Below are 16,900 nucleotides of genomic sequence, written 5' to 3'. Positions count from 1 at the left end.
CCGTTTTACTTACTTATTGATCAAGCCTTTGGATATTAGGAATTCACGTGCGACATCTTTGGGATCTTGTTTATCCATATCCACTTTAGCATTCATTTCGCTCATTTCTTCTTCCGAGATTTTGCCTGCTAATTCATTCAACACTTTCTTTACTTCAGGATGCTCTTTCAGTACTTCTTGACGAATGATCGGCGCAGCATCGTATGGTGGGAAGAATCCTTTATCATCTTCTGTCGTTTTTAACTTATAACGCTGAATCCGTCCATCGGTTGTAAAAGCAGGAATAATGTCAACATCCCCGTTCTTAACGGCTTCATACATAATGTTCGGGTCAAAGCTTTTCTTTTCTTTGAATTCGAATCCATATGCTTCACTGAAGGCATCGTATCCGTCCCCTTCGCGTTCATAGAACTGGTGGGGTGCACCGAAGCTCAAGTCTTTGGAAAGTGGCACGATATCTGAGAAAGTCTTTGCATCGAAGTCCTGATCCCCGGTATAAGCAAGCGTATACGTATTTTCAAAGCCAAGTGGCTTCAGCCAGGTGACATCGAACTTTTTCTCATAGCCTTTACGCACTTGTGAAAGGATTTCATCTGCTGAAGCGCCTTCTTTTGCTTGTTCTTTCAAGACCGCTTCAAGGCCGGTACCTGTATATTCCACATAGACATCAATGTCGCCTTTTTCAAGGGCTGGTGTGAGAATCGATACTTCCCCTAACCCTTCTTCGACTTTTATATCAAGATCTGTCTTTTCTTTGAGAAGTTCAGCCATCATTTGCGTAAGGATGAACTGCTCTGTCCACATCTTTCCTGAAACGGTGATGGTATCTTTATCCCCGCCATTTCCGCACCCTGCGATGAGGATGGATAATACAGTGAGTATGATAAAACCTTGTAATTTCTTTTTCATTCTTACTCTCCTTTGGATATTGCTTTATTTTCGTGCTTTCAGTCCTTTAGGTGTGGTCAATTTCTCCAGGATTTTTAATATGAAATCAAAACCTAATGCAAGGAGTGCCGCTGGGATGGCCCCGGCAAGGACCAGTGAATTATTCCATGTGGAAAGTCCTCGGTAGATAAGGTCTCCAAGTCCCCCTGCACCTACAAAGGTGGCAAGTGTGGCGACCCCTACTGTCAGTACGGTAGCGGTGCGGATCCCTGCCATGATAAACGGCAGGGCAAGCGGCAGCTCCACTTTGAATAACAGCTGGGAGTTGGTCATCCCCATTCCTCTACCTGCCTCGATCACGCCTTCATCCACCCCGATTATGCCTGTGTATGTGTTCCTCAGGATCGGAAGAAGTGCGTAAACCGTCAGGGCAATGATCGCTGTGATACTGCCCGTACCAAGGAGGGGAATAAGAAATCCGAAAAGGGCCAGACTTGGTATGGTTTGAAAAACAGCTGTGATCCCGATGAAAAATTCGGCCGATTGCTTCTTTCGTGATATGTAAATACCCAGAGGCAGGGAAATCGCAATCGCAATAAAAATCGACACAAAAGATAAATAAAGATGTTCAAATAATCCTGTTAAGATGGCATCCGACCGGTTTGAAATGGTTTGGATGAACAGGAGGGAAAATGTATTCATACAGAACTCGCCTCCTTATTTCCTTCTGAGGCGACATTCTTAAGAATGTCACTGGATGTAACGGTCCCGATCTTCCTGTCGTCTTTTATCACCATAAGATATGGTTTACCGGATGACAGGAGCAGCCTTGCCGCTTCATGGATGGAGGCATCAAATGGTATCAATGAGTATTCCTGTTCCTCAAGGAGGACGTGGAAATGCCTCTCATCATCCCTCATGATGTCAGATACCTTTTTATGCCGCTTATGAACGCTCAGTCGGTTTTCACCGATGAAGGCGCGTACGAATTCATTGGCGGGTTCTGATAGAAGGTCAGCGGGTGCTGCGATCTGTTCGATTTTACCATCACGCATGACAGCAATCACATCCGCGATTTTTAATGCCTCATCAATATCATGAGTGACGAACACAATGGTTTTATGTATCGTATTTTGAATGCTTTTCAGTTCATCCTGGAGCTGTTCCCTGCTGATCGGGTCCAGGGCGCTGAATGGTTCATCCATGAGGATGATCGGTGGTTCCGCTGCAAGGGCACGTATCACCCCGACCCGCTGCTGCTGTCCACCGCTCAATTCGAGTGGATACCTTTTCTTGTATACTTCGGGTTCAAGGCCAACGAGATGAAGAAGCTCATTGACTCTTCCTTCATATTTTTCCTTCTTCCATCCTTTTAGACGGGGGATGAGACTGATGTTTTCTTCAATCGTCATATGAGGCAGAAGTCCGATCCGCTGAATGACATACCCGATGTTCCGCCTGAGTTCCACTTCATCCGTTTCTGAAATGTCCCTTCCATCAATCCGGATGGTACCCCCTGATGGAGCTATCAGTTTATTGATCATCTTCATCGTTGTCGTTTTCCCGCATCCGCTCGGACCGATCAACGCAACAAGCTTTCCTTTTGGAATCGTGAGGTCGATGCCCTTAATGGCTTCTGTCCCATCCTCGTAGACTTTCGTGACATTTTGGAATTCAATCATTTTTACACCTGCTTTATGTACTGAGAAATTTTACTAAACATAGAAGGGATACCCTCATTATACAAAAGGTAAACATGTTGTAAAAGAAAATGCCCTTGTCCCCATTAGTTTGTGATGAATGGGGCTTGGGCATACAGCTTACTTCCTTTTCAAAAGATAAAAAGTCCAGCACACTATCGGTTGCTGGACTTTTTGATGATGTATTGTTCCACTAGGATTGCTGTTATCGTCCCCAGTATCAATCCATTATTCAAAATGGAAGCAACGACGACCGGCATGTCCTTGAAGGCCGCTGCCGGAACAAACATGGCTCCGACCCCGACAATGAGTGAGATCCCCGCTACAAAGTGGATTCTTTCTATGTCTTCCTCTTTACGGTATTCGGATAGTGCGAGTCCGACCATCTTGATGAAAATGACCGTCGTCACGGCATACCCTACAGGTGCAGGGAGACTGGCGAACAGATTCATGATCTTTGGAATCAGGCTGATGACCATGATGATCCCGCTGCCTATGATGAAGGGGATGATGGAATACATTCGTGTCGCTGCGACAAAGCCTGCAGACCCCGAAATGGGAACTGAGCCGATAGCAGAAAACACTCCCCCGAACAGCTGATTCAGCCCTGATGCGAACCCGCTCTTCGTATACCGTCCATATGTAGGCTGTCCCTTTGCTCTCATCACCTCTTCCATCACCCGGATGGAAGCGATCATATTCGTCGTTAACAGGAAGGTGATGAAAATGGAAGTCACGATGACACCCGTATCAAACACTGGTGCCCCGAATACGAACACATGAGGTAAAGAAAACCAGCTGTCTGAAACGGAAGTACTCTCAGAAAGCCCCATGATGATGAATATGAGCCATCCTGCGATCAAGGCAAGAATGATGGAATATTGTTGGATCCACTTTACCTTATGGCTTGAAAAGTATAAGGCTGCAAGGATCGTCAGAATACTTCCCAGTAGGACTAGAGGATCCATTGATTGTCCTTCATGCTGGATTCCGAACATCCCTTTAATGAAAGATCCGCTTAATTGCAGAATTAATAGCATCAAATAAATGAACGTAATGGTTGGAGTGAATAAAGAGGATAACCGTTTTAAAAGTCCTGTGGAAGAGAGAATGAAAAAAATCACCCCACTGACGATCATCCCCCCCTGCAGTACAGTCAGAACTTCTTCATGACTGCTGTAAAGAGTTCCGGAAAACCCTGCATAAATGGCAAAAACGCCCCACCACAGTCCTGCAGGCCCTTCATTGATTGGAAGTTTATGACCAAAGAGTGCCTGGATCAGGCTCGCGAGTCCCAAAACGAATATGGTCCGCTGAATGAATCCGGCTGTATCGGCAGGAGACAATTGGAACAAGTCAGCAATCGCGATGGGTGCCGCGATGGATCCCGCCACCATGAAGGCCACCCATTGAAAAGCTGATAAAAGTATTTGCATCTGTGTACACCTTCATTTCAACTATGTAAAGTGTGTTCATTTTACCATACTTCGTCTCATAAGATGACGGTGAAGGAGGAATTTTAAGTTATAATATCTACTTTTATGAACAGGTACTAATTTTTTCGCTTATTTTCTCCCCATTGGAGGGAAAACATGTTAAAATAAGAACGGATTAGTTATTTCAAAGGAGCAGTGATGATGATTTTTGCCCTTATACTCATACTTTCTTATTTACTGGGTTCCATTCCATCAGGTTTACTGATCGGTAAGACCTTCTACGGCAAAGATATCCGTGAACATGGGAGCGGAAACCTTGGGGGAACGAACACGTTCAGGACCCTGGGTGTGAAAGCCGGTATGATTGTGACGATCATGGATATTCTCAAAGGGACCCTGGCCACTTTGCTGCCATTGATGTTTGCAAGTGACGTACATATGCTGCTTGCAGGGGTATTCGCCGTCATCGGTCATATGTATCCCGTTTTCGCAAACTTCAGGGGAGGAAAAGCAGTTGCAACCTCTGCTGGTGTCCTTCTGGGATACAATTACATTCTTTTCTTAATCTTACTGGCTGTCTTTTTTATTTGCTTGTATGCAACGAAATATGTGTCCCTATCCTCTATGATTGCAGCGGTACTGGCCTTTGCGTACTCGGTCTTCACTGGCGACATTCCACTCATCATTGTTGTGGGCATCCTCACCATCTTTGTCATTTACAGACACAGGGCAAATATTGTCCGGATCAAAAATAAAACCGAACCGAAAATTAAATGGCTCTAGCGAAAAAGCCACCTATGCACGGGGTACCGGAATCTCGGATACCTTTGCAAAGGTGGCTTTTTTTAGTGTGACGTACCAGGTATACACATTCTCTCATTTGAGAAAGATGAGGAATGAAAACTGTACCCAAAAAAATGATAATATTCTTCAGAATTCTCTAAATTTATCCCCATTTCTACTTCTTTTTTTGTAAAATGGAAGTAGAGCATAATAAAGGATGATGAATATGAATAAAAAGCGAATGATAACAGGGATGATTCTCTGTATTCCATTCCTGCTGATGATCGGTTTCCTGCTAAACAGGCAGTATGCCGACTGGAATTCCACAACAAAAGGAGTTGAAGCAACTTCCCTCCTCCATGCAACCAGGGAAGTGCAGGCGTCGGGTAAATCAATCAAAGCCAATGCTTCCATCGCTGCAATAGGAGATATCCTCATTCATGATACCGTTTATAATGACGCAAAGAAACAAAATGGGTATGATTTTACACCGATGTTCTCTCCCATTAAGGATATGCTTTCTGCACCGGATTTTCTGATTGCCAATCAGGAATCAACCCCGGGTGGTGTGGAACTTGGCGTTTCAAGCTACCCCCTATTCAACAGTCCGCAGGAAGTGGTTAAAACACTCCAGGAGGTTGGAGTGGATGCTGTGACCACTGCCAATAATCATTCGTTGGATCAGGGCGAAGAAGGTCTATTGAATGCGATTGATTATTATGGGAAGATATCGATGCCGTATGTCGGGTCATTTAAAAGCCCGGAAGACCAAAGCCGGATCCGTACATTTAATGTGAATGGAATCAAATTTGCCCTGCTTTCTTATACGTATGGTACAAATGGGATTCCTGTCCCTGAAGGTAAAGAGTATTTGGTTAATGTAATAGATGAACAAAAAATGATCGGGGAAATCCAGAAAGCCAAAAATTTGGACGTTGATTTAGTGGTCATGAGCCTTCACTGGGGAAATGAATACCAACGATTCCCTACGGAGGAACAGCAAAGACTTGCCAAGGTGCTGACGAATAATGGGGTCGACATCATTTTCGGACACCATCCACATGTCCTGCAGCCGATCCAAACCTATAAAACGAGTGATGGACGGGAAGCGGTTGTCATTTATTCTCTTGGGAATTTTCTTTCCGGTCAAAAGGATGATTTCAAGGATATCGGTGGCATGGTGACGGTTCAGGTTGAGAAAACAATGAATCCGACGGGTTCCAAAATCAACTTCCCGTCCATTGGATTCCAACCTACGTTTGTGTCAGAGAATCATTATAAAAACTACCGCATCTACCCTCTCGATTTTGCCAGGAAAAATGGCATGATTGCATATACGGAAGAAGAAATGGTATCCCATATGGTGAACGGGGTGCCGGAATAGCTGACAGGTTTATGTATGAACGGAAAGAACGAGCTTCCTTATGCTCATAAGGAAGCTCGTTCTTTTAATGTCCACCGAATATCATTGAATTGAAAAATATGCCAGCTAGAGCTACAATAGCCAACAAAGTATTAGCCACCAAGAACGTTTTACGGGTACCCTTAAAGTACAGAGTCACCATTCCATAATAAATGACTGCAGCAATGACGATAAAGGTCCCTGCTTCGATCTGGTATTTGGCTTCATGCAATTGTAATAGGGTTAAAATACTTAATCCGGCAAAGATAAAGGCACCAATGTAATATAATAATGTTTGTGTTTTCATCATTCTCACCCTTCGTACGTATTAGTAGATGTTCCTGCTTCATTATGTTTATAATAGGAAATGAAACTTTCTTTGTCCAGGATCACTCTGGAAAAATACCAAGTAGAGAAAGGAGTCTCACCAATGAACATACATATTTCAGAAGAAGCTCTTACGTGGTTTAAAGACGAGATGCTTGTGGAGGAAGGCGAACAAGTCCGTTTTTATGTAAGATATGGGGGTTCCAGTCCTCTCCACGATGGTTTTTCATTAGGAGTGAACAAAGACGAACCAGTGGATGCTGGTGAACGGATTGAAATCGACAAACGGGAATTTTTTATAGAGGAAAGAGATTTATGGTTCTTTGATGGTCATGATTTATACGTTGAGTTTGATGAAAAACTTCAAGAACCATCATATGAGTACAAGAAATAAGGAATGAATTTAGGCTGGCATATGCCAGCCTTTCTACTTTAGGGTCTGCCCCTTACCTTTTAACAAATCTGGAAATATGGTCCTGCAGGCCTTCCTTCATCAGGATTTCATATTGTATATCCCCTAACAAATCAAAATGTGGAAAGCCATCTTTCCTTTGATGGATCCATTCCTTTTTCAAGCCATACTTCTTTCCCCATCGGGATAATGCATCAATGTTACAGCAGCCCACTTTCGTTACAGAGCGCACATCGGGAAATCGGTCATCCAGCCAGTAGTGGGTAAGGAAGGCAATCTGCCCATTCCTCACCTGTTGTTTCCATCCGTTTAGCTCTTGTTTGGTTAATCCGAATGCCATGGCCCTCTTCCTTTCCCACTTTAAAAAAGTTCTCCGTAAAATCCACTATGTAATCTTTATTTTTTTGCCTTTTCATAGGCGTCGTGCCAATCCGGGAACATCTTCCGAATGGAAATCGGGCGGAAATTCTCTTGCTTGACGCACACATGTTTCGACTGCCCGGTAATGGCCAGTTGGTTCTGTCCGTTATAAATTTCGTAAGCATATGTAATCCGGAGTCCATCATATTCTTCTATCCATGTTTTAATAAATGCTTTTTCACCGTAGCGAACAGGTGACTTATAGCTTACATTCAGGTCAATGACTGGAGAAAGAATTCCTTCTTTTTCGATATCAGCATATCTGAAGCCCAGATCTTCAATCAATTGTGTACGACCAAGCTCCATCCAAACAAGGTAGTTCGCATGATAGACAACCCCCATTTGATCCGTCTCGGCGTATCGCACTTCAATGGTTTTTTCTGCAATTTGCATTCTTTACACCCTCTTCATCTAATCAGTATCCTAACCCATTTTATCATACAAGCCACAGGCATAGAATTAATCGGCTCGAACGAAAGTCAGATAGGTGAGGACAAAGTGTCAATGAACATCATGACCCGGACAGAAAGGTATATAAGCACCTTTCTGTCCGGGTCATTGAAACTTTATCCTTTATTGCTTTGTTTGATTCGCTTCATCTTTTATTTCATTACGGAAAGCCTCTAGACTCTCGCGGCGGCGTTCATTCTTTGCCTGGATGGATTGAAGCTGCTCTTCACTGTCCGTACAGGCCATCGACTCTTCAGCCCGGTCCATATTCTCAATCGTATGCTGAACCATACCCTGAAGCTTCTCTACATTATCACTGCGATCATCCGGATTCGGTTTATCCCATGCCATCCTGCATTCCTCCTGTGTCTAATAGTATGAGTAGTATGAGGGACGGACCTCTATGGCTGCTCCCTCTTCAAGCTGGTGAATTATTCACCCTTCGTTTGAATCACTTGTGCATGCTTACCTGATTTATCCTGCATTTGTTTCCCTTTGTTGCCTCCAGCAGACCTCGATTGTGTCCCGATATGGTTAGGTGCGAAGTGATTCGGACTTCCCTTTGAGTTACTCATGAATATCCCCCCTTACTAGTATGATTACCAAAATGACAAGGAAGAATAGGCGTAATAATTGGCAGTAATAATGTCAGGGCAAAAAAAATAAGCCTCGTAATTTCTTACTCGGCTTTGCTTACTGGACGCTTTATTTCAAGTCTTGCATCAATGCGCTCTTCAATGGCATCAATGGCATCCTGATCCAACAGAAGCTGTTGTTTGTTCTCTTTCACCAGATCTGCAAATGATTTTTTGCGTGGTCTGCGCAATACAATCCCCTCGCTCTCTATTGTGGTTTGTATAAATAGTATATCCAAATGTCAGATATTTTAAACAAAGGTCACAATTGAGAGTGGGGATTGATTGGGTGCCTGCTCGAGATAAGCGGTTCCCATTGATTAGAGGTCCGTCCCTCACTTAATCAGTGAAGTGAGGGAATCAATATTGGTGATTGCCCCGATTTGTTTGTGGGTGATGATGCCTTTTTCGTTGATGACGAACGTGGTGGGGACGGTCAGGATGTCATAGGCATTATTGATTTTGTCATCATTGTCCAATAGGATCGGGAATGAGAGTCCCAGTGATTTCTGGTATTCCTTGACGTTGTATTGTGGATCGATGTTGATGGCAAGGACTTCAACATCCTTCCCGTATTTCGTATAAAACTCCTGTATGACAGGCATTTCTTCTTTGCAGGGAGGACACCATGTAGCCCAGAAGTTCACAATCACTTTCTTTCCCTTCAGTTCAGATAAGGTAATCGATTTACCATCCAAGGTATCCAGCTTAAAGTCAATGGCCCGTTCCCCGACATTCGGTCCAGGTACATTTTCCACTGGAGTGGTTTCAGAAACCTCTCCTTCTTCAATGTCGATTAATTGGTCGTAAGCCTCGGCTTGTTGAAACGCGCTTTTTGATAATGATGAGGGGTCGGATTTATTCTCAATATAGAATGAGAAGACTAATAAGGTGACAAGTAAAACGCCAAATACGGATTTCAAAGGAGTGCTCTCCTCTCATGTAAATGATTTTACTATCATCATATGTAGGCTTGTCTCCCTTTAGTCATATATTTTTTTGCCCTTCTTTATGAGGAAATGAGAAAAAGCCCCGGGTATTTCCCCGGGGCTTTCAGCATGTATTATGCTTGTAATTTATTACGAAGAACCATTTGTAGGATACCACCGTGACGGTAGTAGTCTACTTCTACATCGGAATCAAAACGGGCCAGTACTTCGAATTCAGTCTTAGAACCGTCTTCAGCCACAGCTGTCACCGTTAGGATATCACGAGGTTTTACATCGTTTGTTACATTTACGGAAATTGTTTCTCTACCCGTCAATCCTAATGATTCAGCGCTGTCACCCTTCTTGAATTGAAGTGGAAGAACGCCCATCATCACAAGGTTCGAACGGTGAATACGCTCATAGCTTTCAGCGATGACAGTCTTGATACCAAGTAGATTTGTCCCTTTCGCTGCCCAGTCACGAGAAGATCCCATACCGTAATCTTTTCCTGCAAGAACAACTAATCCAGTTCCATCTTGTTGATACTTCATGCATGCATCATACATCGGCATCACTTCATCTTCCGGCCAGTAAGTGGTGAATCCACCTTCTGTACCAGGAGCGATTTGGTTACGGATACGGATATTTGCAAATGTACCGCGCATCATCACTTCATGGTTACCACGACGGGAACCATAGGAGTTAAAGTCACGTGGCTCTACATTGTTCGCACGAAGATATTTGCCTGCTGGTGTATCTTTACCGATTGCACCTGCTGGAGAAATATGGTCCGTTGTGACAGAATCCCCAAATTTACCGACTACGCGAAGTCCGTTCAAGCCTTGGATGTCTTCAGGAGTAGTCGCAAGTCCTGTAAAGAACGTTGGATTCTGGATGTAAGTCGAATTTTCATCGAAGCTGTAAAGTGGTTCGTTACTTGTCTTAATTTCATTCCAGCGCTCGTTTTCAGAGAAAACGTGCTCATATTCTTTACGGAATAATTCAGGTGTAACGGTTGATTTGACAGCATCTTTCACTTCATCCTGTGAAGGCCAGATATCTTTGAAGAACACGTCATTTCCATCTTTGTCCTTACCTAAAGAATCTTTTTGAAGATCGATGTCCACAGTACCTGCCAGTGCATATGCAACAACGAGTGGTGGTGAAGCAAGGTAGTTTGCTTTCACAAGTGGATGGATACGACCTTCAAAGTTTCGGTTACCTGATAGGACGGATGTTAATAATAGGTCAGCATCTGAAACAGCCTTTTCGATTTCAGGGCGAAGTGGACCGGAGTTACCGATACAAGTCGTACAACCATATCCGACAAGGTTGAATCCGATATCTTCAAGATAAGATAAAAGACCTGAATCCCTTAAGTATCCTGTTACAACTTTAGATCCCGGTGCAAGAGATGTCTTGACATAATCAGGAACATTCATACCAAGTTCCACTGCTTTTTTCGCAACTAAACCGGCACCCAACATAACATATGGATTCGATGTGTTTGTACAAGATGTGATGGCAGCGATTCCGATTGCACCAGTTGGCATCTCGACATCTTTACCATCTTCAGTTGTATATTTGGCCGTTTTGTTGATTTCAGATGCGTCCAGCCCAAAGCCTTGAACGCCTTCTTTAGCCGTGATGGACTTATGGAAAGCTTCTTTCATATCAGATAGAGGAATTAAATCCTGTGGACGTTTTGGTCCTGAAAGATTCGGTTCCACTGCTGAAAGATCGATTTCCACTACATCCGTGTAAGTTGGTTCTTCTTTTTCAGGAGTGAAGAACATCTCATTTTTCTTTAAGTATTCTTCAACCATTTTGATATGTGTTTCGTCACGGCCAGTCAGACGCAGATAATCCAATGATTCTGAATCAACCGGGAAGAATCCGCAAGTCGCACCATATTCAGGAGCCATGTTGGCAATCGTTGCACGGTCGGCAAGTGGAAGAGTTGCTACACCTGTACCGAAGTACTCGACAAATTTCCCAACTACCCCTTTTTGACGCAGTACTTGTGTCACTTTAAGGGCTAAGTCTGTAGCGGTCGCTCCATTAGGAAGCTCACCAGTCATTTTGACCCCGATAACTTCAGGGATCGGGAAGTATGAAGGCTGACCAAGCATTCCAGCTTCCGCTTCAATACCGCCAACACCCCATCCAAGTACACCGATTCCATTGATCATAGTTGTATGAGAGTCAGTACCGACCAATGTATCAGGGTATGTTTCAAAATCGCCTTCTGTTGTTTCAACAGCGTGAACGACATTGGCTAGATATTCTAAGTTTACCTGGTGAACGATACCTGTTGCCGGTGGGACAGCACGATAGTTTTCAAATGCTTTTTGAGCCCAGCTAAGGAACTGGTAACGCTCAGCGTTTCGTTCAAATTCAAGGTCCATATTGGCCTGCAGTGCGTTAGCCGTACCATATTTATCAACCTGTACTGAGTGGTCGATTACCAGGTCTACAGGGATTTCAGGATTGATCTTTTGTGGATCTCCACCGATATCTGCCATTGCTTTGCGTAGAGACGCTAAATCAACTACAGCCGGAACACCGGTGAAATCCTGAAGGATAACACGTGAAGGTTTGAAAGGAACTTCTGCATCCTTCACTTCAGTTGATCCCCAGTTTGCCAGATTTTCAACGTGGTCTTTGTTAATGACACGTCCGTCAAATTGACGAAGTACACTTTCCAAGAGTACCTTCACACTGTAAGGTAAGCGGTTAATTTTTGTTACTCCTGCTTCTTCAAGCGCTTTTAAACGATAATAATGATAACGTTTTCCTTCTAGTTCGAAAGAAGATCGTGCATTAAATACATCGTTCTTTGCCATTTCGATTCCCCCTCTAAACTGCATCAAACAATAAGTCGAAAAGTTTTCGTTCTAAACGAACTTTTCTCACATTTACATCTTAATACAAGCGATTACATAAGTAAATAACAATAAAGTTATTGTTTTTGATAAGTTTTACTTATCTAAATGATTAAACTCCTTAAGGTTTCTAGAAAAATATTGGTATAACAACATTTCTGGCCTTGTCAAATCGTGTCAGCTTGTCTAAAACATTATTTTAAAAAAGTGAATCTGTTAGCGATTCCCTATTATAGATGGTCACAGATGGTGGCATTCTATCCTTATGGAGGTGTTCTACAATGGCAAAACGTAAAGCAAACCATGTAATAAATGGAATGAATGCAGCAAAAGGACAAGGCCAAGGTGCCGGTTACAATGAAGAATATTCGAATGAACCATTGACTGCAGCACAACGTCAATTCAATAAAAAAAGAAAAACCAATCAGTAAGAAATAATAGGGTGGCTATTTTCGTTCTGCAAAAAAATTGTAGATATGGTCACCCTCCCTCCTTTGGAACTATTTCATCTATCTTCCCCTACCCTCTTCGTTCAAATATAAAACCCACCCTTATCATTCAGCAGGGTGGGTTTAATTTTTGGGCGGAGCCAGAAGGTTGATTCTGTTATTGTTCATTCACTTCATTCACAATGGATGACAAGTCGGATTTGAATTGTTGAAGTTGTGCCCGTTGAGTATCCGATGCCACTTCAAGTGCATTTTCTATTTGTTGATAAGCCTCATTCACCTCATTTTTGAGATGGGCCAATTGAGAGCCGTAGCTTGCTCCATCCAGTACCAGTTCGTTGATGGTATGCTGTACTTCCGTCACGCTTTGCTCGGCAGCCTGGAAGGCTTGTTGTTTATTTTTATTGTAAGGCATTGATGATCTCTCCTTATTCATAAATTAGCTTCTTTAGTTTAACCAAACCACCAGGAACCTATACGCGTGAATAAACGGATCATCAACTTAGCATCCTAATGGGTAGGAGGGATGATACATGAACAAAAATGATGGCAAAGATATGCGTAAGAATGCTCCGAAGCAATCAGGACAGCCGGAGCCGTTAAGTGGTTCACATAAAGTGAAGAACCGTAATCATACCCGTCAGAAAAATAATAGTAACCACGATATGTAAGAGATGATACAGGGAGTGCCGGCGCTTTATGCCTGCACTCCCTTTCAGTCTGTTCCTTGTATGGTCTTTAAAGCGTGGAGGATTTCCATCTGCTCGTCCATGGAAACGGTCCGCAGATCAAAGAGGGCGACACCGTCCTGTACCCTTGTAAGAATGGAAGGATTCCCCCTTCTGAGCTTTTCGTGAATGAGCTGTGGCGAATCAAAAGCGTGGGAGACTGCGACAATGTACGTGTCTAATTCCACATCCGGCATTGTTCCTCCCCCGATTTGACTTTGACCCTCAACGATGGTGGATGTGTAACCGTTCCCGAGTCCCTGGACACCCTCAACAAACGTCCGGGACTGAAGGAGGATTTCTTCTTTGGTCCGTGTGATGGCAGCGATGGTTGGATTTTTCTCTTGTTCCTCCCCCTTTATATAGTGTAAGAGGGTCATCTCCAGGGCTGCCAATGTCATTTTATCGACCCTGAGGACGCGGGCAAGCTGATGTTTCTTTAATTGATCGATCAAACTCTTTTGCCCTGCTATGATTCCTGCCTGAGGTCCCCCCAATAATTTGTCTCCACTGAATGAGACGATGTCTGCCCCTTTATCCAGCACCGATTTAACCAGAGGCTCATTACCGATACCGAATCGGGCGAAATCATAAAGGGCACCGCTTCCTAAATCTTCATAATAATGGACATGGGAATGAAGGCGGCATAATTCAGCCAATTCTTCCGTCGGTACAGAAGCAGTAAATCCTTTCATGACAAAATTACTTTGATGAACCTTCATGATCATTCTTGTTTCATCCGTCACCGCTTCTTCATAGTCCCTTAAATGGGTCTTGTTCGTTGTCCCCACCTCGCGAAGGAGAGCACCGCTTTCTTCCATGATGGAAGATATCCGAAATGATCCGCCGATCTCCACCAGTTCACCCCGTGAAACAATCACTTCTTTTTGCTTGGCAAGAGCAGTGAGGATAAAAAAAACGGCGGCTGCATTATTATTGACAACCATGGCTGACTCCGCCCCTGTCAATTCACATATGAGCTTTTCTGCATGACTATGTCTGGATCCCCTGCCCCCTTCCTCGATGTTATATTCGAGATTGCTGTAATGACAAGATGCACCCAGGACGTGGTTCATCGTTTCCTGACCTAGCCGTGCCCGCCCAAGGTTCGTATGTAAGATGGTCCCCGTTGCATTTATGATCCTCCTGAGAGACAGGGAATGAGATTTGCTTGCCAAAACTTCAGTTTGGCCAAATACCTTATCAATGAAATCTTTTGAAGATGGATGAGGTCCCTCCCACTCTTCATTCAGGATGCTCGCCCTGCTAATCGCGATCACCTTTTTCAAGAGGTCCGTCCCTCTTTCCGTCGAAAGGTTGTGATGATGCAGGAACGTATGGAATTGTTTGGTCTGCTTCAGTTCGTGTATGGATGGAATGTGCCTGACAGGATGGTTCATGTCTTTTGCCCCTTCTTTCTTTTCCCTCATTATAACACCCTCACCATTTATAGTAGAAAGAATACTATATGTAAAAGAGTTGTTGGGGGTCAGGTGTAAATGAGTAAGGATAAGGAGGATTTCTATTTAGAGAAATGGGAGGAGAGTATGAAGGATTGGTTATTGGATCCTGCAACGGTTCAGTTGGATGAACAAGAATTCCGTGTGGATTTTCTTGATACGACGGAATCGTTCATAGTGGAGATCGAGACAGAAAATATTTGTCCCGAAGAGTTGATTATTAAAAAAAAGGATACGCAATTGCTGGTATTGATCATGCTGAAAGACGAAAGTAAAATCAGAAAACGCTCCATTCGTTTTCCTTTCTGCTTAAAACAGCGGGCCATTACCTATTCCATTGAGCATCATACAATCGAAATCAATGTGCCTAAAAAGGCATGTTCCACCCCCTCATCCATCGTGATTCGAGTTCAGGGATTGTCGAGTGAATAACCTTCACTCTTTAAATAGAAGAAAAGGTCATCAGCCCGTGCTGATGACCTTTTCTATGTGTTTTACTGCGATTCAATGATTGAAATGGTTTCGTTGATATCGGGAAAAACGCCTGTATCGAGTTTGGAGTAAATCTTTTTCCCGTCTACAGTAATTTCGAATGCCCCTCCGGAAGACGGTACTAACGTCAGTTCCTTGATATCGGATCTGAAATGGTTGAATAATTGTTCCGCGAAACTCGCGGCTTTAGGTGCATAGTTTCACATCATACAGAATTCAATCGTCATTTTCACAGCTTTCATCAATATCTGCCTCCTTTTAGGATCACTCCCACGTGTATGTTCATTTTATTATAGGTGAGAATACTTGTGCAAATATTCAGTTCTCTCCATCACTCCCATCTCTCCTTACTTCTTCTTTGCTCAATTGTATTTTTATCCTGTACAATGAATTTATCCATACATAAAGAGGTGAATAGAATGAGCAAGGAAGAGATCATCCGCTTAACAGAACTTTCTTCAAAAGCTGGCTGAGGCTGTAAACTTAGTCCTAGTGACTTGACGCAAGTTTTGCGTCAACTACCCCCTCAACCATTTACGAAAGAATTATTAGTAGGGAATGAATCATCCGATGACGGCGGCATCTTTCAGCTGACAGATGACCTAGCCATGGTTCAAACGGTTGATTATTTCACTCCGATTGTGGACGACCCTTATCAATTTGGTCAAATTGCTGCAGCAAATGCTCTAAGCGATGTGTATGCAATGGGTGGAACACCGAAAACCGTTTTAAACATAGTAGGCTTCCCCATTAAAAAGCTGGGAAGCGAGATGCTTGCGGCTATCCTTAAAGGGGCACAAAGCAAGGTGATCGAAGCCGGTGCCGTGACCGTGGGAGGACATTCCATTGATGATCAAGAGCCTAAATTCGGCCTGAGCGTGACAGGAATCGTTCATCCGAAAAAGTATTGGACCAATACGGGTGCACAGGAAGGGGATGTCATTGTATTGACCAAACCTTTGGGTGTGGGAATCCTGACAACGGGAATCAAGCGAAAGGCAGTGACTCCCGCCCAGGAAGCGGCTGTCATCGAGGTGATGAGCATGCTGAATAAAACGGCTGCAGAATTGCTTCAGGAATTTCATCCGAATGCCGTGACCGATGTCACAGGGTTTGGATTGATGGGACATGCATATGAAATGGCGAAAGGAAGTAACGTATCAATCGAATTCTCTTATTCCTCCATCCCGCTATTAGAAGGGACGAAGGAATTAGCAGATCAGGGAGTCATTCCCGGGGGATCGAAAGCGAATGCCACTTGGCTTCAAGACATGGTGCATTATGAAGCTGGTCTTACCCAGGAAGAACGATGGATCCTCTCTGATGCCATCACTTCCGGAGGTTTACTTGTCAGCCTGCCTATTTCTGAAGGGCAAAAATATGTAGAGGACCTTCAGCGCCATTCCATCTCCGCAGGGGTCATTGGTCATGTCCGACCACAGCAAACATGGAGTATAGCGGTAGAAAGATAAGAAAACGGTGATTCCTTTGAGGAAGAAAGCAA

22 protein-coding genes are annotated in these 16,900 nt (G+C 43.6%); 7 read left to right on the top strand and 15 right to left on the bottom strand.

The genetic code is table 11. The annotated features are described in order from the left end of the window. Window positions 1–9 precede the first annotated feature (9 nt). From M1J35_RS14450 to M1J35_RS14435, 4 genes are all read right to left on the bottom strand, one after another. On the bottom strand, window positions 10–909 hold the full coding sequence (locus M1J35_RS14450) for an ABC transporter substrate-binding protein (protein ID WP_254651555.1): 900 nt from the start codon (window positions 907–909) through the stop codon (window positions 10–12). Between the two features lie 24 nt (window positions 910–933). After that, entirely contained in the window at window positions 934–1,590 is a 657-nt protein-coding gene (locus tag M1J35_RS14445) for an ABC transporter permease (protein WP_254651554.1), read from the bottom strand. After that, entirely contained in the window at window positions 1,587–2,570 is a 984-nt protein-coding gene (locus tag M1J35_RS14440) for an ABC transporter ATP-binding protein (protein ID WP_224519952.1), read from the bottom strand. The genes M1J35_RS14445 and M1J35_RS14440 overlap by 4 nt, the downstream gene beginning before the upstream one ends. A gap of 173 nt (window positions 2,571–2,743) precedes the next feature. Further along, window positions 2,744–4,024, bottom strand: coding sequence for a purine/pyrimidine permease (locus tag M1J35_RS14435; RefSeq protein WP_034759276.1), 1,281 nt, complete (start codon window positions 4,022–4,024; stop codon window positions 2,744–2,746). A gap of 198 nt (window positions 4,025–4,222) precedes the next feature. On the opposite strand from M1J35_RS14435, the gene plsY reads away from it, so the two are divergent. After that, window positions 4,223–4,807, top strand: coding sequence for a glycerol-3-phosphate 1-O-acyltransferase PlsY (gene plsY, locus M1J35_RS14430; protein WP_224519954.1), 585 nt, complete (start codon window positions 4,223–4,225; stop codon window positions 4,805–4,807). A gap of 226 nt (window positions 4,808–5,033) precedes the next feature. Next, window positions 5,034–6,191, top strand: a complete 1,158-nt coding sequence (locus M1J35_RS14425) for a CapA family protein (RefSeq protein ID WP_254651553.1) — start codon at window positions 5,034–5,036, stop codon at window positions 6,189–6,191. 64 nt (window positions 6,192–6,255) lie between these two features. On the opposite strand, the gene M1J35_RS14420 is transcribed toward M1J35_RS14425, so the two are convergent. Next, a complete protein-coding gene (locus M1J35_RS14420) occupies window positions 6,256–6,519 on the bottom strand; it encodes a hypothetical protein (RefSeq protein WP_224519956.1) in 264 nt (87 codons plus the stop codon). Window positions 6,520–6,639: 120 nt separating this feature from the next. Here M1J35_RS14420 and M1J35_RS14415 point away from each other — a divergent pair, with 120 nt between their 5' ends. Beyond that, a complete protein-coding gene (locus M1J35_RS14415; RefSeq protein ID WP_224519957.1) occupies window positions 6,640–6,930 on the top strand; it encodes a HesB/YadR/YfhF family protein in 291 nt (96 codons plus the stop codon). 52 nt (window positions 6,931–6,982) lie between these two features. Here M1J35_RS14415 and M1J35_RS14410 read toward each other — a convergent pair whose 3' ends face one another. The 7 genes from M1J35_RS14410 to acnA form a co-directional block, all read right to left on the bottom strand. Then, entirely contained in the window at window positions 6,983–7,288 is a 306-nt protein-coding gene (locus tag M1J35_RS14410) for a hypothetical protein (RefSeq protein ID WP_034759288.1), read from the bottom strand. Window positions 7,289–7,344: 56 nt separating this feature from the next. Next, the gene (locus M1J35_RS14405) at window positions 7,345–7,761 is read right to left on the bottom strand and encodes an acyl-CoA thioesterase (protein ID WP_254651552.1); all 417 of its coding nucleotides are present in this window, start codon (window positions 7,759–7,761) and stop codon (window positions 7,345–7,347) included. 180 nt (window positions 7,762–7,941) lie between these two features. Beyond that, on the bottom strand, window positions 7,942–8,169 hold the full coding sequence (tlp, locus tag M1J35_RS14400) for a small acid-soluble spore protein Tlp (protein ID WP_034759293.1): 228 nt from the start codon (window positions 8,167–8,169) through the stop codon (window positions 7,942–7,944). A gap of 80 nt (window positions 8,170–8,249) precedes the next feature. Next, window positions 8,250–8,393: an acid-soluble spore protein N gene (locus M1J35_RS14395; RefSeq protein WP_034759295.1), complete on the bottom strand. Its 144-nt coding sequence runs from the start codon at window positions 8,391–8,393 to the stop codon at window positions 8,250–8,252. Window positions 8,394–8,497: 104 nt separating this feature from the next. Then, window positions 8,498–8,644 carry an FbpB family small basic protein gene (locus M1J35_RS14390; protein ID WP_079532604.1) on the bottom strand — a complete coding sequence of 49 codons (147 nt, stop codon included), beginning with the start codon at window positions 8,642–8,644 and terminating at the stop codon, window positions 8,498–8,500. Between the two features lie 144 nt (window positions 8,645–8,788). Beyond that, window positions 8,789–9,376 carry a peroxiredoxin family protein gene (locus M1J35_RS14385; RefSeq protein ID WP_224519958.1) on the bottom strand — a complete coding sequence of 196 codons (588 nt, stop codon included), beginning with the start codon at window positions 9,374–9,376 and terminating at the stop codon, window positions 8,789–8,791. A gap of 140 nt (window positions 9,377–9,516) precedes the next feature. Next, window positions 9,517–12,228: an aconitate hydratase AcnA gene (gene acnA / locus M1J35_RS14380; RefSeq protein WP_034759297.1), complete on the bottom strand. Its 2,712-nt coding sequence runs from the start codon at window positions 12,226–12,228 to the stop codon at window positions 9,517–9,519. 320 nt (window positions 12,229–12,548) lie between these two features. On the opposite strand from acnA, the gene sspO reads away from it, so the two are divergent. Continuing rightward, window positions 12,549–12,698 carry a small acid-soluble spore protein O gene (gene sspO, locus M1J35_RS14375; protein ID WP_034759300.1) on the top strand — a complete coding sequence of 50 codons (150 nt, stop codon included), beginning with the start codon at window positions 12,549–12,551 and terminating at the stop codon, window positions 12,696–12,698. A gap of 175 nt (window positions 12,699–12,873) precedes the next feature. On the opposite strand, the gene M1J35_RS14370 is transcribed toward sspO, so the two are convergent. Beyond that, entirely contained in the window at window positions 12,874–13,131 is a 258-nt protein-coding gene (locus tag M1J35_RS14370; protein ID WP_034759302.1) for a hypothetical protein, read from the bottom strand. A gap of 118 nt (window positions 13,132–13,249) precedes the next feature. Between M1J35_RS14370 and M1J35_RS14365 the strand changes: the two genes are divergently transcribed. Continuing rightward, window positions 13,250–13,387, top strand: coding sequence for a small acid-soluble spore protein P (locus M1J35_RS14365; RefSeq protein WP_034759304.1), 138 nt, complete (start codon window positions 13,250–13,252; stop codon window positions 13,385–13,387). 44 nt (window positions 13,388–13,431) lie between these two features. On the opposite strand, the gene selA is transcribed toward M1J35_RS14365, so the two are convergent. After that, complete coding sequence (gene selA, locus M1J35_RS14360) at window positions 13,432–14,874, bottom strand: L-seryl-tRNA(Sec) selenium transferase (protein ID WP_224519959.1); 1,443 nt, start codon at window positions 14,872–14,874, stop codon at window positions 13,432–13,434. A 69-nt stretch (window positions 14,875–14,943) separates the two neighbouring features. Here selA and M1J35_RS14355 point away from each other — a divergent pair, with 69 nt between their 5' ends. Next, window positions 14,944–15,336: an Hsp20/alpha crystallin family protein gene (locus M1J35_RS14355; RefSeq protein ID WP_061809248.1), complete on the top strand. Its 393-nt coding sequence runs from the start codon at window positions 14,944–14,946 to the stop codon at window positions 15,334–15,336. A gap of 62 nt (window positions 15,337–15,398) precedes the next feature. On the opposite strand, the gene M1J35_RS22845 is transcribed toward M1J35_RS14355, so the two are convergent. Continuing rightward, window positions 15,399–15,536, bottom strand: a complete 138-nt coding sequence (locus tag M1J35_RS22845; protein ID WP_224521078.1) for an Rdx family protein — start codon at window positions 15,534–15,536, stop codon at window positions 15,399–15,401. Between the two features lie 279 nt (window positions 15,537–15,815). Here M1J35_RS22845 and selD point away from each other — a divergent pair, with 279 nt between their 5' ends. Continuing rightward, entirely contained in the window at window positions 15,816–16,868 is a 1,053-nt protein-coding gene (gene selD, locus M1J35_RS14350; RefSeq protein WP_254651551.1) for a selenide, water dikinase SelD, read from the top strand. Window positions 16,869–16,900 lie beyond the last annotated feature (32 nt).

It is taken from the genome of Rossellomorea sp. KS-H15a, assembly GCF_024195245.1.
Taxonomy (GTDB): domain Bacteria; phylum Bacillota; class Bacilli; order Bacillales; family Bacillaceae_B; genus Rossellomorea; species Rossellomorea vietnamensis.
This window is presented reverse-complemented; position numbering and strand designations above follow the sequence as displayed.